Annotated in this window: 13 protein-coding genes; 8 read left to right on the top strand and 5 right to left on the bottom strand. The window is 71.2% G+C overall.

Annotation, left to right across the window (positions count from 1 at the left end):
• Positions 1-15: 15 nt before the first annotated feature.
• A complete protein-coding gene (locus AB0F17_RS27400; protein ID WP_358028132.1) occupies positions 16-1,071 on the top strand; it encodes a dihydrodipicolinate synthase family protein in 1,056 nt (351 codons plus the stop codon).
• Between the two features lie 98 nt (positions 1,072-1,169).
• Here the strand turns inward: AB0F17_RS27400 and AB0F17_RS27395 are convergent, their stop codons facing one another.
• Positions 1,170-2,396 (bottom strand): hypothetical protein, encoded by a 1,227-nt coding sequence (locus AB0F17_RS27395; protein WP_358028511.1) that lies wholly within the window; start codon positions 2,394-2,396, stop codon positions 1,170-1,172.
• Positions 2,397-2,435: 39 nt separating this feature from the next.
• Between AB0F17_RS27395 and AB0F17_RS27390 the strand changes: the two genes are divergently transcribed.
• The 5 genes from AB0F17_RS27390 (at position 2,436) to AB0F17_RS27370 (ending at position 7,528) form a co-directional block, all read left to right on the top strand.
• Positions 2,436-3,584 carry a DegT/DnrJ/EryC1/StrS family aminotransferase gene (locus AB0F17_RS27390; RefSeq protein WP_358028130.1) on the top strand — a complete coding sequence of 383 codons (1,149 nt, stop codon included), beginning with the start codon at positions 2,436-2,438 and terminating at the stop codon, positions 3,582-3,584.
• 101 nt (positions 3,585-3,685) lie between these two features.
• Entirely contained in the window at positions 3,686-4,927 is a 1,242-nt protein-coding gene (locus AB0F17_RS27385; protein WP_358028128.1) for a sugar ABC transporter substrate-binding protein, read from the top strand.
• 3 nt (positions 4,928-4,930) lie between these two features.
• The gene (locus AB0F17_RS27380; RefSeq protein WP_358028125.1) at positions 4,931-5,797 is read left to right on the top strand and encodes a sugar ABC transporter permease; all 867 of its coding nucleotides are present in this window, start codon (positions 4,931-4,933) and stop codon (positions 5,795-5,797) included.
• Positions 5,794-6,603: a carbohydrate ABC transporter permease gene (locus AB0F17_RS27375; RefSeq protein WP_358028123.1), complete on the top strand. Its 810-nt coding sequence runs from the start codon at positions 5,794-5,796 to the stop codon at positions 6,601-6,603. The genes AB0F17_RS27380 and AB0F17_RS27375 overlap by 4 nt, the downstream gene beginning before the upstream one ends.
• A gap of 10 nt (positions 6,604-6,613) precedes the next feature.
• Positions 6,614-7,528, top strand: a complete 915-nt coding sequence (locus AB0F17_RS27370; RefSeq protein WP_358028120.1) for a dihydrodipicolinate synthase family protein — start codon at positions 6,614-6,616, stop codon at positions 7,526-7,528.
• Here the strand turns inward: AB0F17_RS27370 and AB0F17_RS27365 are convergent, their stop codons facing one another.
• A complete protein-coding gene (locus tag AB0F17_RS27365) occupies positions 7,529-11,482 on the bottom strand; it encodes a S8 family serine peptidase (protein WP_358028117.1) in 3,954 nt (1,317 codons plus the stop codon). It abuts the gene before it with no gap.
• 134 nt (positions 11,483-11,616) lie between these two features.
• On the opposite strand from AB0F17_RS27365, the gene AB0F17_RS27360 reads away from it, so the two are divergent.
• Entirely contained in the window at positions 11,617-12,585 is a 969-nt protein-coding gene (locus AB0F17_RS27360) for a helix-turn-helix domain-containing protein (protein WP_358028114.1), read from the top strand.
• Positions 12,586-12,589: 4 nt separating this feature from the next.
• Here the strand turns inward: AB0F17_RS27360 and AB0F17_RS27355 are convergent, their stop codons facing one another.
• The 3 genes from AB0F17_RS27355 to AB0F17_RS27345 all read right to left on the bottom strand — a co-directional run bounded on the left by AB0F17_RS27355 (position 12,590) and on the right by AB0F17_RS27345 (position 16,199).
• A complete protein-coding gene (locus AB0F17_RS27355; RefSeq protein ID WP_358028112.1) occupies positions 12,590-14,548 on the bottom strand; it encodes a hypothetical protein in 1,959 nt (652 codons plus the stop codon).
• Positions 14,549-14,658: 110 nt separating this feature from the next.
• A complete protein-coding gene (locus AB0F17_RS27350) occupies positions 14,659-15,396 on the bottom strand; it encodes an amidohydrolase family protein (protein WP_358028109.1) in 738 nt (245 codons plus the stop codon).
• On the bottom strand, positions 15,393-16,199 hold the full coding sequence (locus AB0F17_RS27345; protein WP_358028107.1) for an amidohydrolase family protein: 807 nt from the start codon (positions 16,197-16,199) through the stop codon (positions 15,393-15,395). Before AB0F17_RS27345 ends, AB0F17_RS27350 begins: the two co-directional genes overlap by 4 nt.
• A gap of 84 nt (positions 16,200-16,283) precedes the next feature.
• Here AB0F17_RS27345 and AB0F17_RS27340 point away from each other — a divergent pair, with 84 nt between their 5' ends.
• Positions 16,284-18,260 carry a hypothetical protein gene (locus tag AB0F17_RS27340; protein WP_358028104.1) on the top strand — a complete coding sequence of 659 codons (1,977 nt, stop codon included), beginning with the start codon at positions 16,284-16,286 and terminating at the stop codon, positions 18,258-18,260.
• Positions 18,261-18,264: the final 4 nt, after the last annotated feature.

The following is an 18,264-nucleotide window of genomic DNA, read 5'->3' as shown; positions in this document are numbered from 1 at the left end:
CGAGGGGGATTCGACGTGCTCAGCACGGTTCCAGAGGCGCAGATGTCCGTGCGCGACCTGTTCAGGCGCGGCCTGGTGATTCCGGCGCACCCGCTGGCGCTGACCGAGGACAGGAAGCTGGACGAGCGCCGCCAGCGGGCGCTGACCCGCTACTACGTCGAGGCCGGCGCGGGCGGGCTGGCAGTGGGCGTGCACACCACGCAGTTCGCCATCCACGGCACCGACCTGCTGCCGCCGGTGCTGGAGCTGGCCGCGCGGACGGCGGGCGAGTACGAGCGCGAGGTCGTCCTGGTGGCCGGGGCGACCGGGAGCACGCGGCAGGCCGTGGCGGAGGCCGAGCTGGCCCGGTCGCTCGGCTACCACATGGTGCTGCTGAGCCCGTGCCGGGAGCTGGACGAGGACGGGCTGATCGAGCGGGCGCGGGCGGTGGGCGAGGTGCTGCCGGTGATCGGCTTCTACCTGCAGACCGCCGTCGGCGGGCGCACCTTATCTCGAAATTTCTGGACAAGGTTGGCGTCGATCGAGTCCGTGGTGGGCATCAAGGTCGCCCCCTTCGACCGTTACCGCACGCTCGACGTGCTCCACGGCGTGGTCCGGGCCGGGCGCGCGGCCGAGGTCGCCCTCTACACCGGCAACGACGACCACATCCTGGCCGACCTCGTCACCACGCACCGGGTGGTCGTGGACGGGCACGCGGTCGAGATCGAGTTCGTCGGCGGGCTGCTCGGTCAGTGGGCGGTCTGGGTACGGCGGGCGGTCGAGCTGCTGGAGGAGGCCAAGCTGGCCCGCGCGGGCGACGACGCGGCCGTCCGGCGGCTGCTCACCCTCGACGGCCACCTCACCGACGCCAACGCGGCCATCTTCGACTCGGCGAACGGCTTCCACGGCTGCATCCCCGGCATCCACGAGGTGCTGCGCCGCCAGGGGCTGCTGGCCGGCCGCTGGTGCCTGGACCCGGCGGAGGAGCTCTCGCCGGGGCAGCTCGCGGAGCTCGACCGGGTCTGGGCCGCCTACCCGCAGCTGCGCGACGACGACTTCGTCAGCGACGGCCTGTCCCGCTGGCTGGCCTGACCCTCATGCCAGCGAGCGCCGCCCCCACGTATGCGATCCCCGAGCCCGTCGTCCCCAGGCCCGCGATCCGCGAGCCCGGGGTCCTCGGGTGTGCCGTCTCAGAGGGTGAGGCGGTACAGGGTCAGGGGGCGGCCGCTGGAGCCGCTGGTGAGGTTGCCCGTGCGCTCGGCCAGCCCGGCCAGCTCCAGCCGGTGCAGCATGCGCCGGGCCGTGCGCTGCTGGACCTCGAGGCGGTCGGCGATCTCCCTGGTGGTGAGGGGCTCGTCGCCCGCCGCCGCCCGCGCCTCCAGCAGGCGCTCGATCGTCGCCACCGACAGGCCCACCCGGCGGGCGATCACCGAGAGGTTCCGCCCCGACGCCGGGACGCCGGCCACCGACTCCAGCACGATGTCCGTGTCGGCGCGCAGCGACAGGACCGCCGCGACGTCGCCGATGCGCCGGGCGCGGGCCAGGGCCCGGCGGGCCAGGCTCTCCGCCTCCGCCGCGCTGCGGCCCAGCCCGAAACCCACGCGTACGGCCTGGTTGTGCGTCGCCAGGCGGCCCAGCATGGGCAGGCCGGTGAAGCCGCCCGTGGCGTCGTACAGCGGGCCCCGGGTGGTGACCAGGAGATGGATGCCGCCCCGGAAGGCGGCCAGCGTGCCGCCCAGCGCGGTGGCCTCGCGCAGCAGGCCCTCCTCGGTCTCGACCTCGATCAGCCCGAGCGCGATCTGCGCGTCCTCCTGCGCCTGCCCCTCGGCGGTCAGCAGCAACTGGCGCAGCGCCACCCGGACCGAATGGACGGACGGCGCCAGGCGCAGCACGTGCATCTGGCCGCGCAGCGCCTCGTGCACCGAGCTGAGGCAGGTGATCACGGGATGGTCGGGGCCGCGCCGGTGGAAGGCGACCGCCTTCTTGGAGGTCATCTCCGGCCGGTAGGAGAGCGTGCGCAGGGCGTCGGCGGGCAGCCCGGCCTCGGCGAACGTGGCGCTCACGTCGGCGGCGGGCAGCGTGTCGATCGACAGCCTGGTCACGTCCTGGCCCTCGTGCTGCAGTCGTACCAGGGCGCTGAGCAGCGTCGCGCCCGAGTAGTCGACGAACGCGGCGGGACGGGTCAGCGTCTCGGCGTCGCGCGACAGCATGTACGGCACGATGCCGGTGAACAGCCACCCCTCCACGGCGCCGGCGTGCGCCTCGACGATCGCGGGTGCCTGCGACTCGTGGTCGTAGTCGAGCCGCAGCGCGCTGACGCCGGGCTGCTCCTCGCAGGTGGCCGCGACGTCGTCGACCAGATCATGCGGGCCGACGACCCCGATGACGATTCCCACCCACGCCTCCCTCTCGCTCATTTCGGTCAAGACCGCAATCATATCTTGTGAGGAGCCCCTGTGAAGTTCCCGTCCATGGCGGAGGCCGCGGGCCGCACACTCGGCGACGAGGAGGTGGCCGCCGCGACGCGGGTGATCCGTTCGGGCATGCTCAGCTCGGTCTGGGGGACCGAGACGCGGGCGCTCGAACGCGAGGTCGCCTCGATGTACGGCGTCCGCCACGCCGTCGCCTGCGCTTCCGGCACGGCGGCCCTCCATCTGTCGGTCGTGGCGGCTGCGCCGGACCCCGGAGACGAGGTCATCACGACGCCGATCACGGACTTCGGGACCGTGGCCCCCATCTTGGCGCAGAACGCGGTCCCTGTCTTCGCGGACGTCGACCCCTCCGACGGCAATCTCGACCCCGCCGCCGTGGCCAAGCTGATCGGCCCGCGGACCCGGGCGATCATGGCCGTGCACCTGTTCGGCGCGCCGGCCCGGGTGGACGAGCTGCGGGCGCTGGCCGACGAGCACGGGCTCGCGCTGATCGAGGACTGCGCCCAGGCGTGGCTCACCGAGCTGCCGGACGGGCGGCTCGCGGGCACCGTGGGCGACGTCGGCACCCTCAGCCTCCAGCAGTGGAAGCACATCACCTGTGGCGACGGCGGTCTGGCGCTCACCGATCACGACGAGCCGGCGCGGCGGATGCGGCTGTTCGCCGACAAGGGCTGGGACCGGGCGGCGGGGCGCTCGCACGCCGGTTTCGGCCTGAACTACCGCATGACCGAGCTACAGGCCGCCGTCGCGCGGGCCCAGCTCGCCAAGCTGCCGGGCGTCGTCGCGGCCCGCCGTCGCACGGCCGTACGGCTGCTCGAAGCCCTTCGGGACCTGCCGGGAGTACGGCTGCCGCGGCCGGAGGGGCACGCCTGGTGGCTGTTCCCCGTCGTGCGGCCGGAGGGCGACGCCCGGGAGCTGGCCGCGCACCTGGCCGCGACCGGGATACCCGCACGGGCGGGTTACCTGGAGGAGCCGCTGAACCGCGCCCCCCTGTGGGGCCGCCCCATCTACGGGAGCTCGCGCTATCCGCTGCACGGCTACGTCCCGAACCCGTGTCCGGAGGCCGAGCGCCTGGTCGCCGAGACGCTCCTGATCATCGACTGGAACGAGCACTACACGACCGAGCACGCCGACGCCGTCGCCCGTGAGATCACCCGATTCGCCACGCGATAACCGTGTGGCGGTAGTTACGTTCAGGCATCAGCCATTGACCCCGACCGGCCGCCGTCATTAGGTTTCGGTCAGGACCGGTATTACGTGAAAGGAATCCGCCGATGAGGAAGACCGCGGCACTCGGCCTGACGGCCGCCCTGGCCCTCGCCGCCGCAGGGTGCGGATCCAGCGGCTCGGACAAGACCACCGTGACTCTCTGGATGTACCCCGTCATCGGGGACCAGGCCAAGAGCCAGGCGTTCTGGTCCAAGATCGAGAAGGACTTCGAGGCCAAGAACGCGACGATCGACATCAAGATCGACCAGCAGCCGTGGGAGGGCCGTCAGGAGAAGGTCACCACGGCCCTGGTCTCGAAGAAGGGCTTCGACCTGGTCGTCCTGGGTCCCGACCAGATCCCGCAGTACGCCCAGCAGGGCACCATCGAGGCGGTCGACGACGTGGTGGCCAAGGACAAGGCGTCCTACCTGCCCAGCGCGCTCACCGCGCTGACCGTGAACGGCAAGCTGTACGGCGTGCCGATCTACCAGACGATCACCGCCCCCATCTACAACAAGAAGCTGTTCGCCGAGGCGGGCGTCGACAAGGCGCCCGAGACGCTGGCCGAGCTCAAGGCGGCGGCGCCCAAGCTGGCCGCCAAGAAGGTCGCCGTCCTCGACTACCCCGGCAAGCCCGAGGTCAGCCTCAACCAGAGCTTCTACCCCATCCTGTGGGCCAACGGCGGCACGGTCTTCGCCCCCGACGGCAAGACGGTGGCCTTCAACGGCAAGGAAGGCGTCGACAGCCTGCAACTGCTGCTCGACCTGAAGGCGGCCGGCGGCCTGCCCGCGGACGCCGCCAGCAAGGGCAACGAGATCGAGGGCGGCGCCCTGGCGAGCGGCAAGACCGCGATGTACCACGCGGCCACCGCCCTGCAGGCCGTCCAGCTCGGCGCCGCGATCGGCGCCGAGAACGTGGGCATCGGCCTGCCGCTGGAGGGCACCAAGCGGGTCGCGTTCGGCATCCCCGGCGCCCTGGTGCTGGCCAAGCACACCGAGAACAAGGACGCCGCGAAGAAGTTCGCCACCTACCTGTCCTCGCCGGAGGTCGCCGCCAGCCTGGCCGCGGAGTCGGGCTTCTTCCCCGCCCGCACCGGCGTGACCGTGCCGGGACAGTCGGCCGCGGCCACGGAGTTCGCCAAGTCGCTGCAGTACGCCTTCCCGGGTGACACCCACCCGAAGGCCCGCCAGGTGATGGGCGTCATCGCCCCGCACATCCAGGCGGCCCTGCTCGGCAAGGAGGACGCGAAGACGGCGCTGGACGCGGCGGCCAAGGAGGCCGACGCGCTGCTGAGCAACGGCGGATAGGGAATGCGCCATCGCCTGCGTGATCCGGTCACGGGACTGCTGTTCGTGCTGCCCGTGCTGGTGCTTTTCCTGATATTCCGGATCTTCCCCTCGCTCGCCGCGGCGGGGATGAGCCTGACCAACTGGAACATCGGCGGCGAGTGGAACTTCGTCGGCGCCGACAACTACGCCCGGCTGCTCGACGACGCGATCTTCTGGACGAGCCTGCGCGTGACGCTCGTGTACGTGGCCGTCTACGTGCCGCTCACCCTGCTCGTCTCGCTGGGCACGGCGTTGCTGCTGAACCAGGTCGTGTTCCTGCGCGGCCTGTTCCGCGGCATGCTGTTCCTGCCGTACGTGACCAGCTTCGTGCTGGCGGGCGTCATCTGGCGGTGGATCTACGAGTTCGACGGGCTGATCAACGGGATCCTGGGCAAGGCGGGACTGGGCCCGGTGGCCTTCCTGGAGCAGTCGTCGCTGGTGCTGCCGGCCCTGGCCGTGGTGTCGGTGTGGAAGGGCTTCGGCTACTCGATGCTGATCCTGCTGGCCGGTCTGAAGGCGATCCCGGGCTCCTACCTGGAGGCGGCCCGGGTCGACGGGGCGTCGGCGTGGCAGCGGTTCCACCGGATCACGCTGCCGCTGCTGAAGCCCGCGCTCTTCTTCGTCCTGGTGATCGAGACGATCAGCGCGTTCCAGACCTTCGACACCGTCTACGTGATGACCGGCGGCGGTCCCGCCAGGGCCACCTACACGCTCATCTACGGCATCTACGACCACGGCTTCAGGTCCTTCGACTTCGGCTACGCAGCCACGTGGGGGATGGTCCTGTTCGCCCTGGTGCTCATCGTGTCGCTGATCCAGCGCCGCTTCCTGGACCGGGGGAACACATGACGCGCACGCGGCGCGGCTGGCCGCTGATCGCGCTGCTCGGCGTGCTGTCGGTGCTGACCGTCAGCCCGTTCGCCGCCATGCTGGTCGTCGCGCTGTCGCCCGCGGGCAAGCCGACCCTGCCCGTGCGGTGGCCGGACTCGCTCACGCTCGACAACCTCACGCGGGTGCTGTCGGCGTCCGGCTTCGTGGGGTGGACGGTCAACTCGCTGGTGTACGCGCTGGTCTCGGTGGTGATCATCCTGCTCACCGCCTCGATGGCCGGGTACGCCTTCGCCAAGAAGCGCTTCCCCGGCCGCCAGGCGATGTTCTGGACCTTCCTGGCGACCATGATGGTGCCCTTCCAGGCCACGCTCATCCCGACGTTCGTGCTGGTCAACAGCCTCGATGGGGTGGACACGTTCTGGGGGCTGATCGTGCCGACGCTGGCCAACTCCCAGGCCGTGTTCCTGATGCGGCAGTTCATCCTGGGGCTGCCCGACGAGTTGTTCGACGCGGCCAAGGTGGACGGCGCCTCCGAGTGGCGGGTCTACTGGACGATCGTGGTGCCGCTGACCCGGCCCGTGCTGGCCACGCTGGGTGTGTTCGTGTTCCTGTGGCACTGGAACGACTTCCTGTGGCCGCTGGTCGTCGGGCAGAGCGACGCCACGCGTACGCTCACCGTCGGCCTGACCACGCTGCGGACCGAGGAGATCCAGTTGTCGGTGCTGATGGCGTCGGCGGCGATCTCCGTGGTGCCGTGCCTGGTGGTCTTCTTCCTGTTGCAGCGGTACCTGGTCAACAGCATCGCGATGACCGGGTTGAAATAAGCTCTCTCGGGTGGATATTTCGGCACAAGCCCTGCGTGATCGTCTTCGCGGCGCCCTGCTCGCCGCCGCGGCCACCCCCATGACCGCGTCGGGCGAGGTGGATCTCGGCGTGGTGGCGCGCTACTTCGCCGGGCTGGTCGAGGACGGCGTCGACGGGCTGGCGGTGCTCGCCCACACCGGCCGGGGGCCGTACCTGGCGCCGGACGTACGCGCCGCCGTGATCGAGCGCGCGGTCGCGCTGGGCGTGCCGGTCCTCGTCGGCGTCGGCGGCTCACCTGAGCCGTCCGGCGCGGCTGAGCCTTTCGCCAAGGCCGCGGAGGAGGCGCGGGTGGCCGCGACCCTCGGCGCGCACGGCGTTCTGGTCTTCCCCGCAGAGGGCGACCGGCTGGGCGGGCACGACGCGATCTGGCGGGCGGCCCGGCTGCCCATGATCGCCTTCGACCTCTACACCCGCCCCTGCCCGCCCGACACCATGCGGGACCTCCTCCGGCACCCCGGCGTGGCGGGGCTCAAGACCGCGCTGCTGTCCGACGCCATGGGCTGCCAGCGGGCCATCTCCCTCGCCAGGCAGGAGGGCAGGCTGGCCATCACCGGCGAGGACCGCATGTTCGGCCCGTCGCTCCTGTGGGGTGCCGAAGCCGCCCTGGTGGGTCTCGCGGCCGCGTCGGTGGGCGTGACGGCCGCGGTGATGGACACCTACCGGGGTTCGGACCTGCGTGCCTTCGACGCCGCGTCGGCCCGCCTGGACCGCCTGGCCACGGCCACGTTCACCGAGCCCATGGAGGGCTACGTGCAGCGCATGCTGTGGCTCGCGGCGGCCGAGGGCCGGATCCCGGAGTCCCACGCCCACGACCCGTACGGCCCGCCCCTGCCGGAGCAGGAACGGGCCGCGGTGGTGAGCACGGGCGCTTTCGCCGCCCGGTAGTTACTTCGCGAGGTAGGCGTCGGCGACGGTCTGCGTGACCGTGTTGCCGTCCTTGTCCTTCGCCTCTGCCTTGATCGTGATGCTGCCCGCGGGGTTGAGCGTGAGGACCTTGTACGAGCCGCCCAGCCCCGGCAGGACCGTGGCCTGCGCCCAGTGGGCGCCCTTGTCGGCCGAGGTCCAGAGCCGCAGCGTGGACGCGCCCTCGGCCTTGACGGTGAAGGTGAACAGGCGGCCCGCCGCCACGGTGTCGTTCCCCGGCAGGTTGAGCTGGTACCGGAGCTGGATCAGCGGCAGCTTGGCGCAGGGCTGCTTGTCATCGAAGAGCACGGTGTCGATGCAGGTGTAGGGGGCGTTGCCCTTCACCGGCCGGGCCGAACGGAACGTCCAGGCGGACTCGACGCTGGTGCCGGGGTGCTTGCCGGCGAACGCGTCCTTCCACACATCGGTCAGCCGGTACGTGCCCGACCCGGCGGGCACGCTGTAGTAGGGCACGCCGATCTCGTCGTACTGGGGCTGCACCTCCGTGTTGCCGCTGAACAGGTGGGTCTGCTCGTCGCCCGGCGCGCCCACGTAGGTGTGGCTGGGGTCGGAGGCGTCCGTGTAGTAGCCGAGGCCGAACGGGGCGAGCGCGCGCAGCCGCATCCGGTCGCCCTGGCGGCAGGCGTCGCAGAAGACCGACGGAGCGGGCCAGTCCGGCTTGTCAGGCCCGTTGGTGATCTGGGTGGGTATGAGGGCCTCGTTCCAGTCCTCCCGCTCCTGGGTGGCGCGGGTGAACGCCCGCTCGGATATGGCCAGGCGGGTGGTGTCCGTGGCGGGGTCGCGGAACTGGTAGCCGCGCTGCCACAGCACCTCGCCGCCGGTGGTGTTGTAGTACTCGGTCCGGGTCAGGGGCGCGCCGAACAGGTGCGAGCCGCGGACGCTGAGCGGCTGGACGGGGATGAAGGTGTGGTCGACCTCGTTGAAGTTCGGGTACGGCCCCCACGTCCCCTGCTGCATGGGGAACTGGGCGTGGTAGGTGGTGTCGATCTCGGTCAGGTCGCGGGCCTTCGGGGCGAAGGTCAGGCGGCCGGCGGTGGCGCCCTTCACGTAGTAGGCCAGCTTGTACTCGAACGGGCTGGTCGGCTGGACGGTCAGCTTGCCGGTCGGGTACGGCTTGCGGGCCATGGCCTTGCCCAGGGTGTCGGCCTCGGCGCTGTCGATCCACAGGATGGGCAGCTTGTTCTGGGCGGTGTACGCGGAGGCGCTGAGGATCCAGGCGAAGCGGTCGCTGGTGATCACACCCGCCGCCCCGCCCTTGATCGCCAGATCCAGGTCGGCCAGGAGGAGCTGGAGCGAGTTCCTGGCGGGGAGGTAGATCAGCTTGCCGCGGACGTCCGCGCCGATGGTGGTCAGGCCGAGGCGCTGGTCGGCGGCGAACTTGGGCACCAGGGCGTCGTGCTCACTGACGTAGTGCGGGTTCAGCCGCAGGCCCGGCACGCTCAGCGAGACCTCCGGGGCCCGGCGGATCTCGTCGAACAGGAACGTGGCGGTGCCCACGGCCGGCTTGGACTTGACGGGCGTGACCCAGTAGCCGCCCGCGATGACCGGCTCGTAGCTCAGCAGCGCGGCGCCGGCGTACATCCGCCCCGCGGCGGAGGTCCGGACGTTCATCGTGTTCAGGAACACCGGCTCCGACTCGCGCGGCGTGCTGACCTGGAGCTGCTCGGTCTTGGTCGCGTCCAGGACGATCGTGGTGTCGCCGGCGAGCTTGGTCTCCGGGGCGAGCAGCAGGCCGTACTGGAGCTGGTGGGCCGGCATGGTGTACCACCACGGCTGGGCGCTCGTGGAGTAGACGGCGCCGTGGGCGAGCTTGATCACGGTCTCCACCGTGCCGGGCACGTCGGTGGTCCGCCAGCTCTCGGTGGTCACGCTGAGCGGCTCGCCGTCGAGGAGCGGATCGGTGTCGCTGACCCTGATCAAGGACAGCGGCCCGGGGTGCAGCGACCACTCGGGCTTGCCGACGAGCTTGACGCGCACCGTGTCCATCTGGGCCTGCTTGCGGAAGGCGATGGGCGCCGTCAGCCGGTCGGTCCCGGCCGTCGCCGTCAGCCGGCCCTCGTACCAGCCGGGCTCGCCGAGCTTGGGCTCGATGGTGAGGTCCGCGGAGGCGGTGCCGCCCGCGGGGACGGTCAGTGACGACGGCGTGATCGAGGCCATCCCGGCGGGCGCCTGCGCGGCGTCGCGCGTCAGCGCGAGCGACAGGGCCAGCGTGACGGGGTCCTTGCCGGTGTTGCGGTAGGTCACCTTCTTGGTGAGCGTCTGGCCGGTGTACGGGTCGGTGAACCCGGCCGACACCGTGGACAGGTCGTCGAAGACCTGCTGGGTGACGGCCTGGCCGATGTCCAGCCGCCCGGCGCCCTGGTCGTACGGCGAGGTGGCGTCCAGGGGCTTCGCGGTGCCCACCAGGGCGGTCTTGAGCTGGTCGGCCGTCCAGTCGGGGTGCTGGGCGGCCAGGATGCCGGCCGCGGCGGCCACGTGCGGGGTGGCCATCGAGGTGCCGGACGCCGCCGTGTAGTTGGCGTCGATCGGCCCGCCGCCCGGGACGCTGCTGCCCTCGCCGAGCGAGGTCCCGGCCGCGCGGGCCGCGATGATGTTCACACCGGGCGCGGTGATCTCCGGCTTGATCGCGAAGTCGTCGCTCAGGCGCGGGCCACGGCTGGAGAACGACGCGATCTTGTCGGCGGAGTCGACCGCCCCGACCGTGAGGGCCGAGGTCGCCGCGCCGGGCGCGGCCACGGTGAACCGGCCGGGGCCCGAGTTGCCCGCCGCGACCACGAACAGCGTGCCGTACTCGGCGGTCAGGTCGTTGGCCGCCTGGCTCAGCGGGTCGGTGCCGTCGGTCGCGCCGTTGCTGCCCAGGCTCATGTTGACCACCCGGGCGTGCGCGGTGGCCGCCTGCCACTCCATCGCCGCGATGATCTCGGAGTTGTTGCCGCTGCCGGTGTCGTCCAGCGCCTTGGCGATGCTCAGCCGGGCGCCGGGCGCGACGCCCTTGTAGCGGCCGTTGGACGCGGCGCCGCTGCCCGCGATGATGCCCGCCACGTGGGTGCCGTGGCCGAACTTGTCGGAGACGTTGGCCGGGTCGCCACCGCCGGGGCTGCCCGCCGGGACGAAGCTGCGGGCCTCGGCGATCCGGCCCTGAAGGTCGGGGTGCTGGGCGTCGATGCCGGTGTCGATGATGCCGACCGTGGCGCCGGTGCCGTCGTACCCGGCGGCCCACGCCTTCGGCGCGCCGATCTGCGGGTTGCTGACGTCGTCGAGCGCCTTGGCCTTCCCGTCGAGCCACACCTTGCGCAGGCCGCTCTCGAGGGCGGGGCTCGCCTTGGCCGCGGCCTCCGGGGTCGTCTCCCCGGTGACGGACTGCCAGAAGGCTCGGGCCTGCTTCTTGTCGACCTTCAGCGCGGCGCCGTCGATGCTCTTCAGGACCAGTGGCTCCGCGCCGCCCTTCAGCGACCGGGCCTTGCCCGCGACGTCGCCGGACTTCACCTGCGGCTGGTACTGGACGATGAGGGGGAGCCGGTCGGCCTTGGCGTCGCCGTACCCGTTGACGGCCAGGTAGTCGACGTTGAACAGTTCCTTGTCCAGCAGGCCGCTGCTCACGTACGGCCCGGCGTCGGCGGGGATCACGTAGTAGCCGTGCTCGTCCTGCTCGGCCTGGTAGGTCCGCGCCTCGCGGCCGTCGTCGGGGTCGACGACCACCGACGCGCGGCCCGAGCCGTCCTTGGAGTAGGTGACGGTGTCTCCGGTGATCAGGGTGACCTTGACCGGGCCCGTACCGACTGCCACCGGGACGGCGGCGGTGGTGGCGGTCGCCGCGGCGGTGGCCGGTCCGGGCACCGCGATCAGCGGCACCGCCAGGGCCAGCCCGAGTAAGGCCCCGAGTCCACGGCGCGGGGGGAGGGGCAGTATGGGCACAACACACTCCAGAGGTGTATGGAGATCGTTTCTTCGCTGACCTAATCTGGGATTCAGTCAGGGCACAAGTACGCCGAACGGGCCAAAACCCGCCAGGTGGCGGCATCCCGCCACCGGAGGAGTATGGTGGCGCCATGCTCGAAGCGATCGGCCTGTCACCGGCCGAGAGCCGCCTGTACACGATGCTCGTCGAGAACCCGAGGTCGTCGGCCGCCGAACTGGCCACGCACTGCGGGGTGTCGACGCCGCTGGCCGCGCGCATGCTCGCGGGATTCGCCAGGCGCGGGCTGGCCAGCCGGCTGCCGGGCCGCCGCGCCCGGTATGTGGCGGTCGCGCCGGACATCGCCATCCGGCCGATGCTCAGCCGCCAGGAGGAAGAACTGCACCAGGTGCGCACGGCCATCCACGACCTCACCACGTCGTTCCAGCGCGCCTCGCGGTACGCCGCGCACCCGGCCGAGCAGGTGGAGGTGGTCATGGGCACCGACAACATCATCAGCCGGGCGTACGCGCTCCAGGAGAGCGCGCAGAGCATGTTCCGCAACATCGACAAGCCCCCATACGTCATGCCGGACCTGTCCGGCAATACGGAGCGCGAGCTGCGGATGCTCCAGGCGGGGGTCGACTACCGCAGCGTCTACGACCTGGAGGCGCTGGCGATGCCGGGCCGGCTGGAGCTGATCCAGGCCGCGGCGGCGCGCGGCGAGAAAATCCGCGTGGTGACGGACGCGGCGGTGAAGATCTGGATCGCCGACGACGAGCTCGCATTGATCCCCATCCGCAGCGGGGCGTACTCGATCGACGCGGCGTTCATCCTGCACCACTCGGCGCTGCTGGACGCGCTGATCGCGCTGTTCGAGCGGGAGTGGCGGCGCGGCTTCCCGTTACGCACGGCGCCCCGGCCGCCCGCCGACGGGCCCGACGACATGGCCAGGGACCTGCTGGCGCTGATGGCCGGGGGACTGACCGACGAGGGCATCGCGCGGGCGCTCGGGCTCGGGTTACGCACCGTGCAGCGCCGCATCCACGACCTCATGCACGAGCTGAACGCCATCACCCGCTTTCAGGCGGGGATGGCGGCCAGGGAACGCGGCTGGATCTGACGGCTCAGCGGTGGCCCGAGATGGCGATCCGGACCAGGTCGCGGCCGCGAACGCCGTACAGGGCCCGTCCCGAGGGGTCCAGCGCCAGCTTCGGCTCGCCGCCGAACCACTGACCCGCCAGGCCCTCGACGATCGTCTTCGCGGTGAACGTGGCCAGGTCCAGCTTGTACACCTTGTCGCCGTCGGTGCAGTAGGCGACGCGGCCGGTGACGAACAGGTCGCCGCCCTTCGCGCCCACCTTGAGGGTCCTGGTGACCTTCCTGCGGATCAGGTCGAACTCGAACACATCACCCGTGCTCGCCATGCCGTACAGGGTGATCGGGCCCAGCGCGAGGGCGGCGATGTACCGCGCGCCCGGGATCGGCTCGACCTGCCACAGCAGCTTCCGCTTGACCAGGTCGAACGCGGCCAGCCTGGCGCTCGTCGTGAAGGGCGGCAGGCCGAGGCCCTCCTGGGTGGTGGTGCCGAGATAGGCGGTGCCCCGGCGGGCGATGACGGAGTAGACGGTCTGCCGCTCGACGGCGGGGCGGTAGGTCTCGTACTTGCCGGTGCGCGGCGAGTAGAGCGACAGCGCCCCGTTCATGTGGCCGGGCTCCGGCTGCGTGGGCATCACGATCAGGCCCGTCCGGGAGTCATAGGCCAGGTCACGCGGGCGGTCCTGCTGGTTGCCGGTACGGGCGAGCAGCTTCGGCTCCGCGTCGCCCGGCCGGTAGGAGTAGAGCGCGGCCTGGGTGTAGACGCCGATGTAGGTGGTGCCGCCGACGTTCAGCAGCGTCTTGGGCTCGCCCGCGATGCCGAGCCTGTTCACCTTGCCCGTGGCCAGGTCGTGGATGTCGGCGCCGCCCTTGCCGCCCACGAAGACGCGGTGGCCGTCGGAGTGGACCGACATCGGCTCCTCCGGCGCCGCCTTGAGCCCGCGCTGCACCAGGTTGAGGTAGTCGAGGGTGCCCGTGGCCGGGTCGTACACGAAGACGGCGCTGTCCTGGATGCCGTACACGCGCCCCTCGTGGGCCAGTAGCCGGTGCGTGAGCGCCTCGAAGTACGGCACGCCGAGCACTTCCAGCGTGCCCGTGGCCAGCTCGTAGCGGTAGAAGGTGCCCGAGGGGCGGCCGGCGAAGTAGACGTGGCCGTCGTGGATCAGCACCGCGACGACGTACTTCTCGCCCGGGGCCGTGGCCTTGACGATCTTGTAGTCGGCGGGCGCGGCCTTGTCGATGACGACCAGCTCGGCGAGGGAGTTCATGCCGCCGGCGATGTGGGTGTCGGAGATGTTCATGCTGGACACCCAGTCGCGGTCGGACAGGGCGGCCGGGAGCAGCTCCCGCTTCTCGCCGGTCGTCCGGTCGATCGCGATGAGGTGGGCGTGGGTGCCGACGCCCGCGTAGACGTACTTGTCGTCGGCCTGGATGCTGCGCACGTACGCCTCGCCGGGGGCGGGCTGGCCCAGGTCGCGGCTGGTGCCCGTCGCGGGGTCGTACTCCCAGACGCGGGCCGGCTCCGACGTGCCCATGTAGACCTTGCCGTCCGGGGAGGAGGCCATGGTCCAGATGTAGCGGTCGGGGTACTCGGCGACCTTCGTCACCTGGCCCGCGACGGTGTCGATGCGATAGAGGTCGGAGCGGGCGTGCGTGCCCACGTAGACGTCGGTGCCCACCCGGCACATCGCCCAGACGCCCACGCCGGTCGGGATGTCGTAATGGGTGGTGACCGCATCCTTGGCCAGGTCGTAGGCGCCCACGACGTTGGGGGACAGGCCGCGGGAGCCCACGTACAGGACGCCGCCCACGAACTCGCCGTTGCCCAGCGGGCTGGCGACGCTCGCGGGCCCGAGGCCGGTGACGGTGCCCTCGGGCTCGCGGGCCGACCGGGCTTCGGCGGTCTGGGCTCGGGCCGCGTGGGCCGGTACGGCGGCCAGGGAGACGGCCGCGGCGGCCGCTTGCAGGAAACGACGACGGGGGATCATGGGCGGCTCCCTTGATGAAGTTTTGCCGCACGCTATAACGGGCCGGGCCGTAATGTCCAGATCGTTGTAGATGCGGCCAGGTCGCCGTGTCCGGATCGTCGTTGACGCGGCTAGGTCGCCGCCAGGCCGAACAGGTCCGCCGCGTTGCGCCACGCGACCCGCTCGGCCGTCTCGCCGGTGAGGTTCGCCGCGGCGACCGCGCCGAAGGCCGACGACGGGTCGATCAGCGTCGAGTCGGTGCCGAACAGCAGTTGCCGCGCGTCCACGTTCGCCGCCACCTCGGCGATGCGGCCCGCCGGGGCGTGGGACCAGCAGGGCTCCAGGTAGAGGCGGTCGCAGGCGCGGGCCGCCTCGATCGCGTACCTGAACCCGTCGGCGCCCATGTGCCCGGAGATCACCCTGAGCCCCGGTGTGTCGAGGCAGACCTGGGCCAGATCGAGCACCGAGGCGCCCCAGGTGTGGACCAGCGCCGGGCAGCCCGCCGAGGCGACCAGTTCGAGGGCGTCGCGCAGTTGCGGCGAGGTGACGGGCGAGCCCGTGTAGTCGGTGTGGATCTTGACGCCGACGAACCGGCCGGTCGGCAGATATGCGCGCAGGTCACGGTCCGCCTCACGGAGCCTGCGCGGGTTGACGGTGACGTAGCCGAACAGCCGCTCCGGGCCGTCGTTTTGTCCGCCCAGTGCCGTGGCCAGGGCGCGGTTGCCCGCCGGGGCGTCGTAGATGACGGCTTCGGTGGAGGACACGACGGCCCGGTCGATGCCGTAGCGGTCCATGGTGGCGAGGGTGGCCCCGGCCACGTCCATGGTGAAGAACCAGGGTCCCCAGTGAGCGTGGACATCGATGATCATCCGAGCAGCCTCCTGGCGTTGCCGCCCGCGACGGCGGCCACCTCGTCGGCCTTCAGGCCGCTGGTCGCCAGCCTGAGCAGGGGGACGAGGGGTTCGTAGTGGGGGGTTCGAGAGCCGTACAGCAGCCGTTCGGCGCCGAGCTCCGCGGCGACCGTCTCCAGCGCGTCGGGGGAGTTGAGCAGGCGGGTGGAGGTGTGGAAGCCGGGCTCGTCGGCGGCGGCCACCAGGAAGTCGCCCAGGTGGTAGAAGTGCGTGTCGAGGAAGACCACGCTGACCTCCAGCCCGGCGAACGGCTGCCAGAACCTGCGCACGTCGCCACCGGTCAGCACCACCATCTCCAGCCGCGCCGCCTGCCGGGCGACATGCCGGACCGACGGGAAACCGGCCTCCACCCCCTGCTCGTCCGGGAACAGCCGGACCGCTCTGACTCCCGCCGCGGCGAGGCGGTCCATCTCGCGGCCCGCTCCCACGGGATCGCGCAGATCCACCACCCCGACCGGTACGAACCCTGCCGGCGCCGCTTCCGCCTGCCCGCCGGCCGCCGCTCCTTCGTCGGCTGCCGTCAGGGCGAGAGTCGCGTCGTTGCCCGAGCGCATGTCGAAGAGCGCCGCGCGCAGGCTCGCCACCGCGCCCGCCCGGATCCGGTGCTCGGCCAGCATCGCCTGTACGGAAGCCGGTGTCCCGGGCGGCCCGTCGCGGTCCGGGTAGGCGCCCACGAGCACGTCGACATCCAGGGCCACCTCCAGTCCACCGATCAGCTCCCAGGCGTCGAACACCATACCGGCCTTGTCCCTAATCGCCATGCGGGCAATCATGCCATTGACGAACAGCTGCACATAAGATTACGGTCAGGGCCAAAATTGCTCAGAAATGAACGCGAGGCCCACATGCTCCGCTCCCTCCTGGTCGTCGTGGCAGGCCTGTTACCCGCACTGCTCACTGCTCCCACCGCTGCCGCCGCCGTCGCCGTCGATTGTGACAGCCCGGGGGTGGAGACGTTCGGGCCGGCATCGGTCACCGGCGCGATCGTCGGCGCCGTCGTACACGAAGGCCACGCCTACGTCGTCGAACGCGGCCCCAAGCCGCCCGTACTGGCGGACATCGACCTGGCCACCCGCAAGGTCGTCAGGAGCGTCACGCTCCCCGACGGACCGGCCACGGGCGAGGCGGAGGGTGGCTGGGCCACCGCCGTGTCCGGCGGCAAGATCTATGTCGGTACGTACCCGGTGCCCGACCTCTACAGCTTCGACCCGGCGACGGGCGAGGTGAAGCGGCTGCACTCGTTCGGGAAGAACGGCGGTTTCGTCTGGAGCCTGACCGCGGCGCCCGACGGCACCCTCTACGCGGGGACCTATCCGGACGGCAAGGTCTGGGAGTACGTCCCCAGCACCGGCGCGGTCCGCGACTTCGGCGTGCTGGCAGCAGGTGAGCGATACGTCAGGGCGGTCGCCGCGGACGCCGAGCACGTCTACGCCGGCCTGCTCGACAAGGCCCAGCTCGTGTCGATCGACCGGGCGACCGGCGCGGTCACGCGGCTCGCCACCGGCCCCACGGGAGTCGGCGCCGTCGCGGAACACGGCGACCGCGTGCTGGCGGCCAGCGGCGGCACGCTCATCGACGTGCGCAAGGACGGCACCGACGCCAGGCAGCCAGCCCTGGCCGAGGGCAGTCTCGACATGCTCACGGTGGCCGCCGACGGCACCGTCTACACCACCACCCGCCCGGACGGCGCGGTCTACCGCTACCGGCCCGGCGACACCACGCTCACGAAGATCGCCGAACCGCCGTCCCCCGGCGACGAGACCAGGCGGCTGCAACTGCTCGACGACAACACCCTCTTCGGCGTCTCGGGCAGCGGCGGCATGTGGTGGCTCGACCTGCGTACGGGCAAGTCGGAGTTCGTGGACCTGATCGAGGCCGGACTGCCCGCCGGTGCCGAACGGCCGCAGAGCATGCTGCTCGTGCCCAACCGCGCCCTCTACATCGGTGGTCACTTCTCGATGGAGGTCCGCGACCTCCGTACGGGCGAAAAGCGCAGGTTCCGCCTGCCCGGCGAGCCCAAGGACCTGGTACGGCGCGGTAACAAGATCTACGCCGCCATGTACCCCAGCGGCCAGATCCTGTCCATCGACATCCGCACCGACCAGGTGCGCGGGCTCGGCTACCTGGGCCACGACCAGCAGCGGCCGTGGGACATCGAGTACGACCCGCTGACCGACAAGCTCCTGGTGGCCAGCGCCCCGCTCGGCGCGAAGCTCTCGGGTGCCCTGTCCGTGGTCGACCCGGACACCGGGAAGATGGACGTGTACGTGGACGTCATCCCCGGTCAGAGCCTGATGAGCCTCTCGCTGGGCTTCGGCGTCGTCTACCTGGGCGGCGACGTGCTGGGCGGTGGCGGCACCCCGCCGGTCAAGACCTCCGCCTCGGTGGCGGCCTTCGACCTGCGGACCCGCAAGGTGCGCTGGCAGGTCGATCCGGTCCCCAATTTCCGTACGTTCCAAGACATCAAGGTGCACAACGGCCTGCTGTACGGCGTGTACAAGCGTGACTCGGGCGCCTGGATCGCGCTGGACCTGGCCACCAAGAAGGTGGTCAGCCAGGGCAAGCTCTCCGGCTACGGCGAGCTGACCGTACATCGGAACAAGGTGTTCGTGTCCACCTTCTTCGGCGGCGGCAACGCCTACGAACTGGGCACCACCGAAAAGCTGCTGGCCACCGGCCTGGGCGACGAGTGGTACACCAATCCCCAGCTCCACTTCGAGCCCGGTTCCTGGCGAGCCTGGGCCCTGGTGGGCAGGAACCTGGCCAGGATCAGGCTGAACCCCGCCTGCCCGCCCTTGACCGTCCCGGCGGCCGCTGGCTAGATTT

The sequence above is a fragment of the Nonomuraea sp. NPDC026600 genome (assembly GCF_040638335.1).
GTDB lineage: Bacteria > Actinomycetota > Actinomycetes > Streptosporangiales > Streptosporangiaceae > Nonomuraea.
Note: the sequence above shows the minus strand (reverse complement) of the source record. Positions and strands in the feature narration are given on the sequence as shown.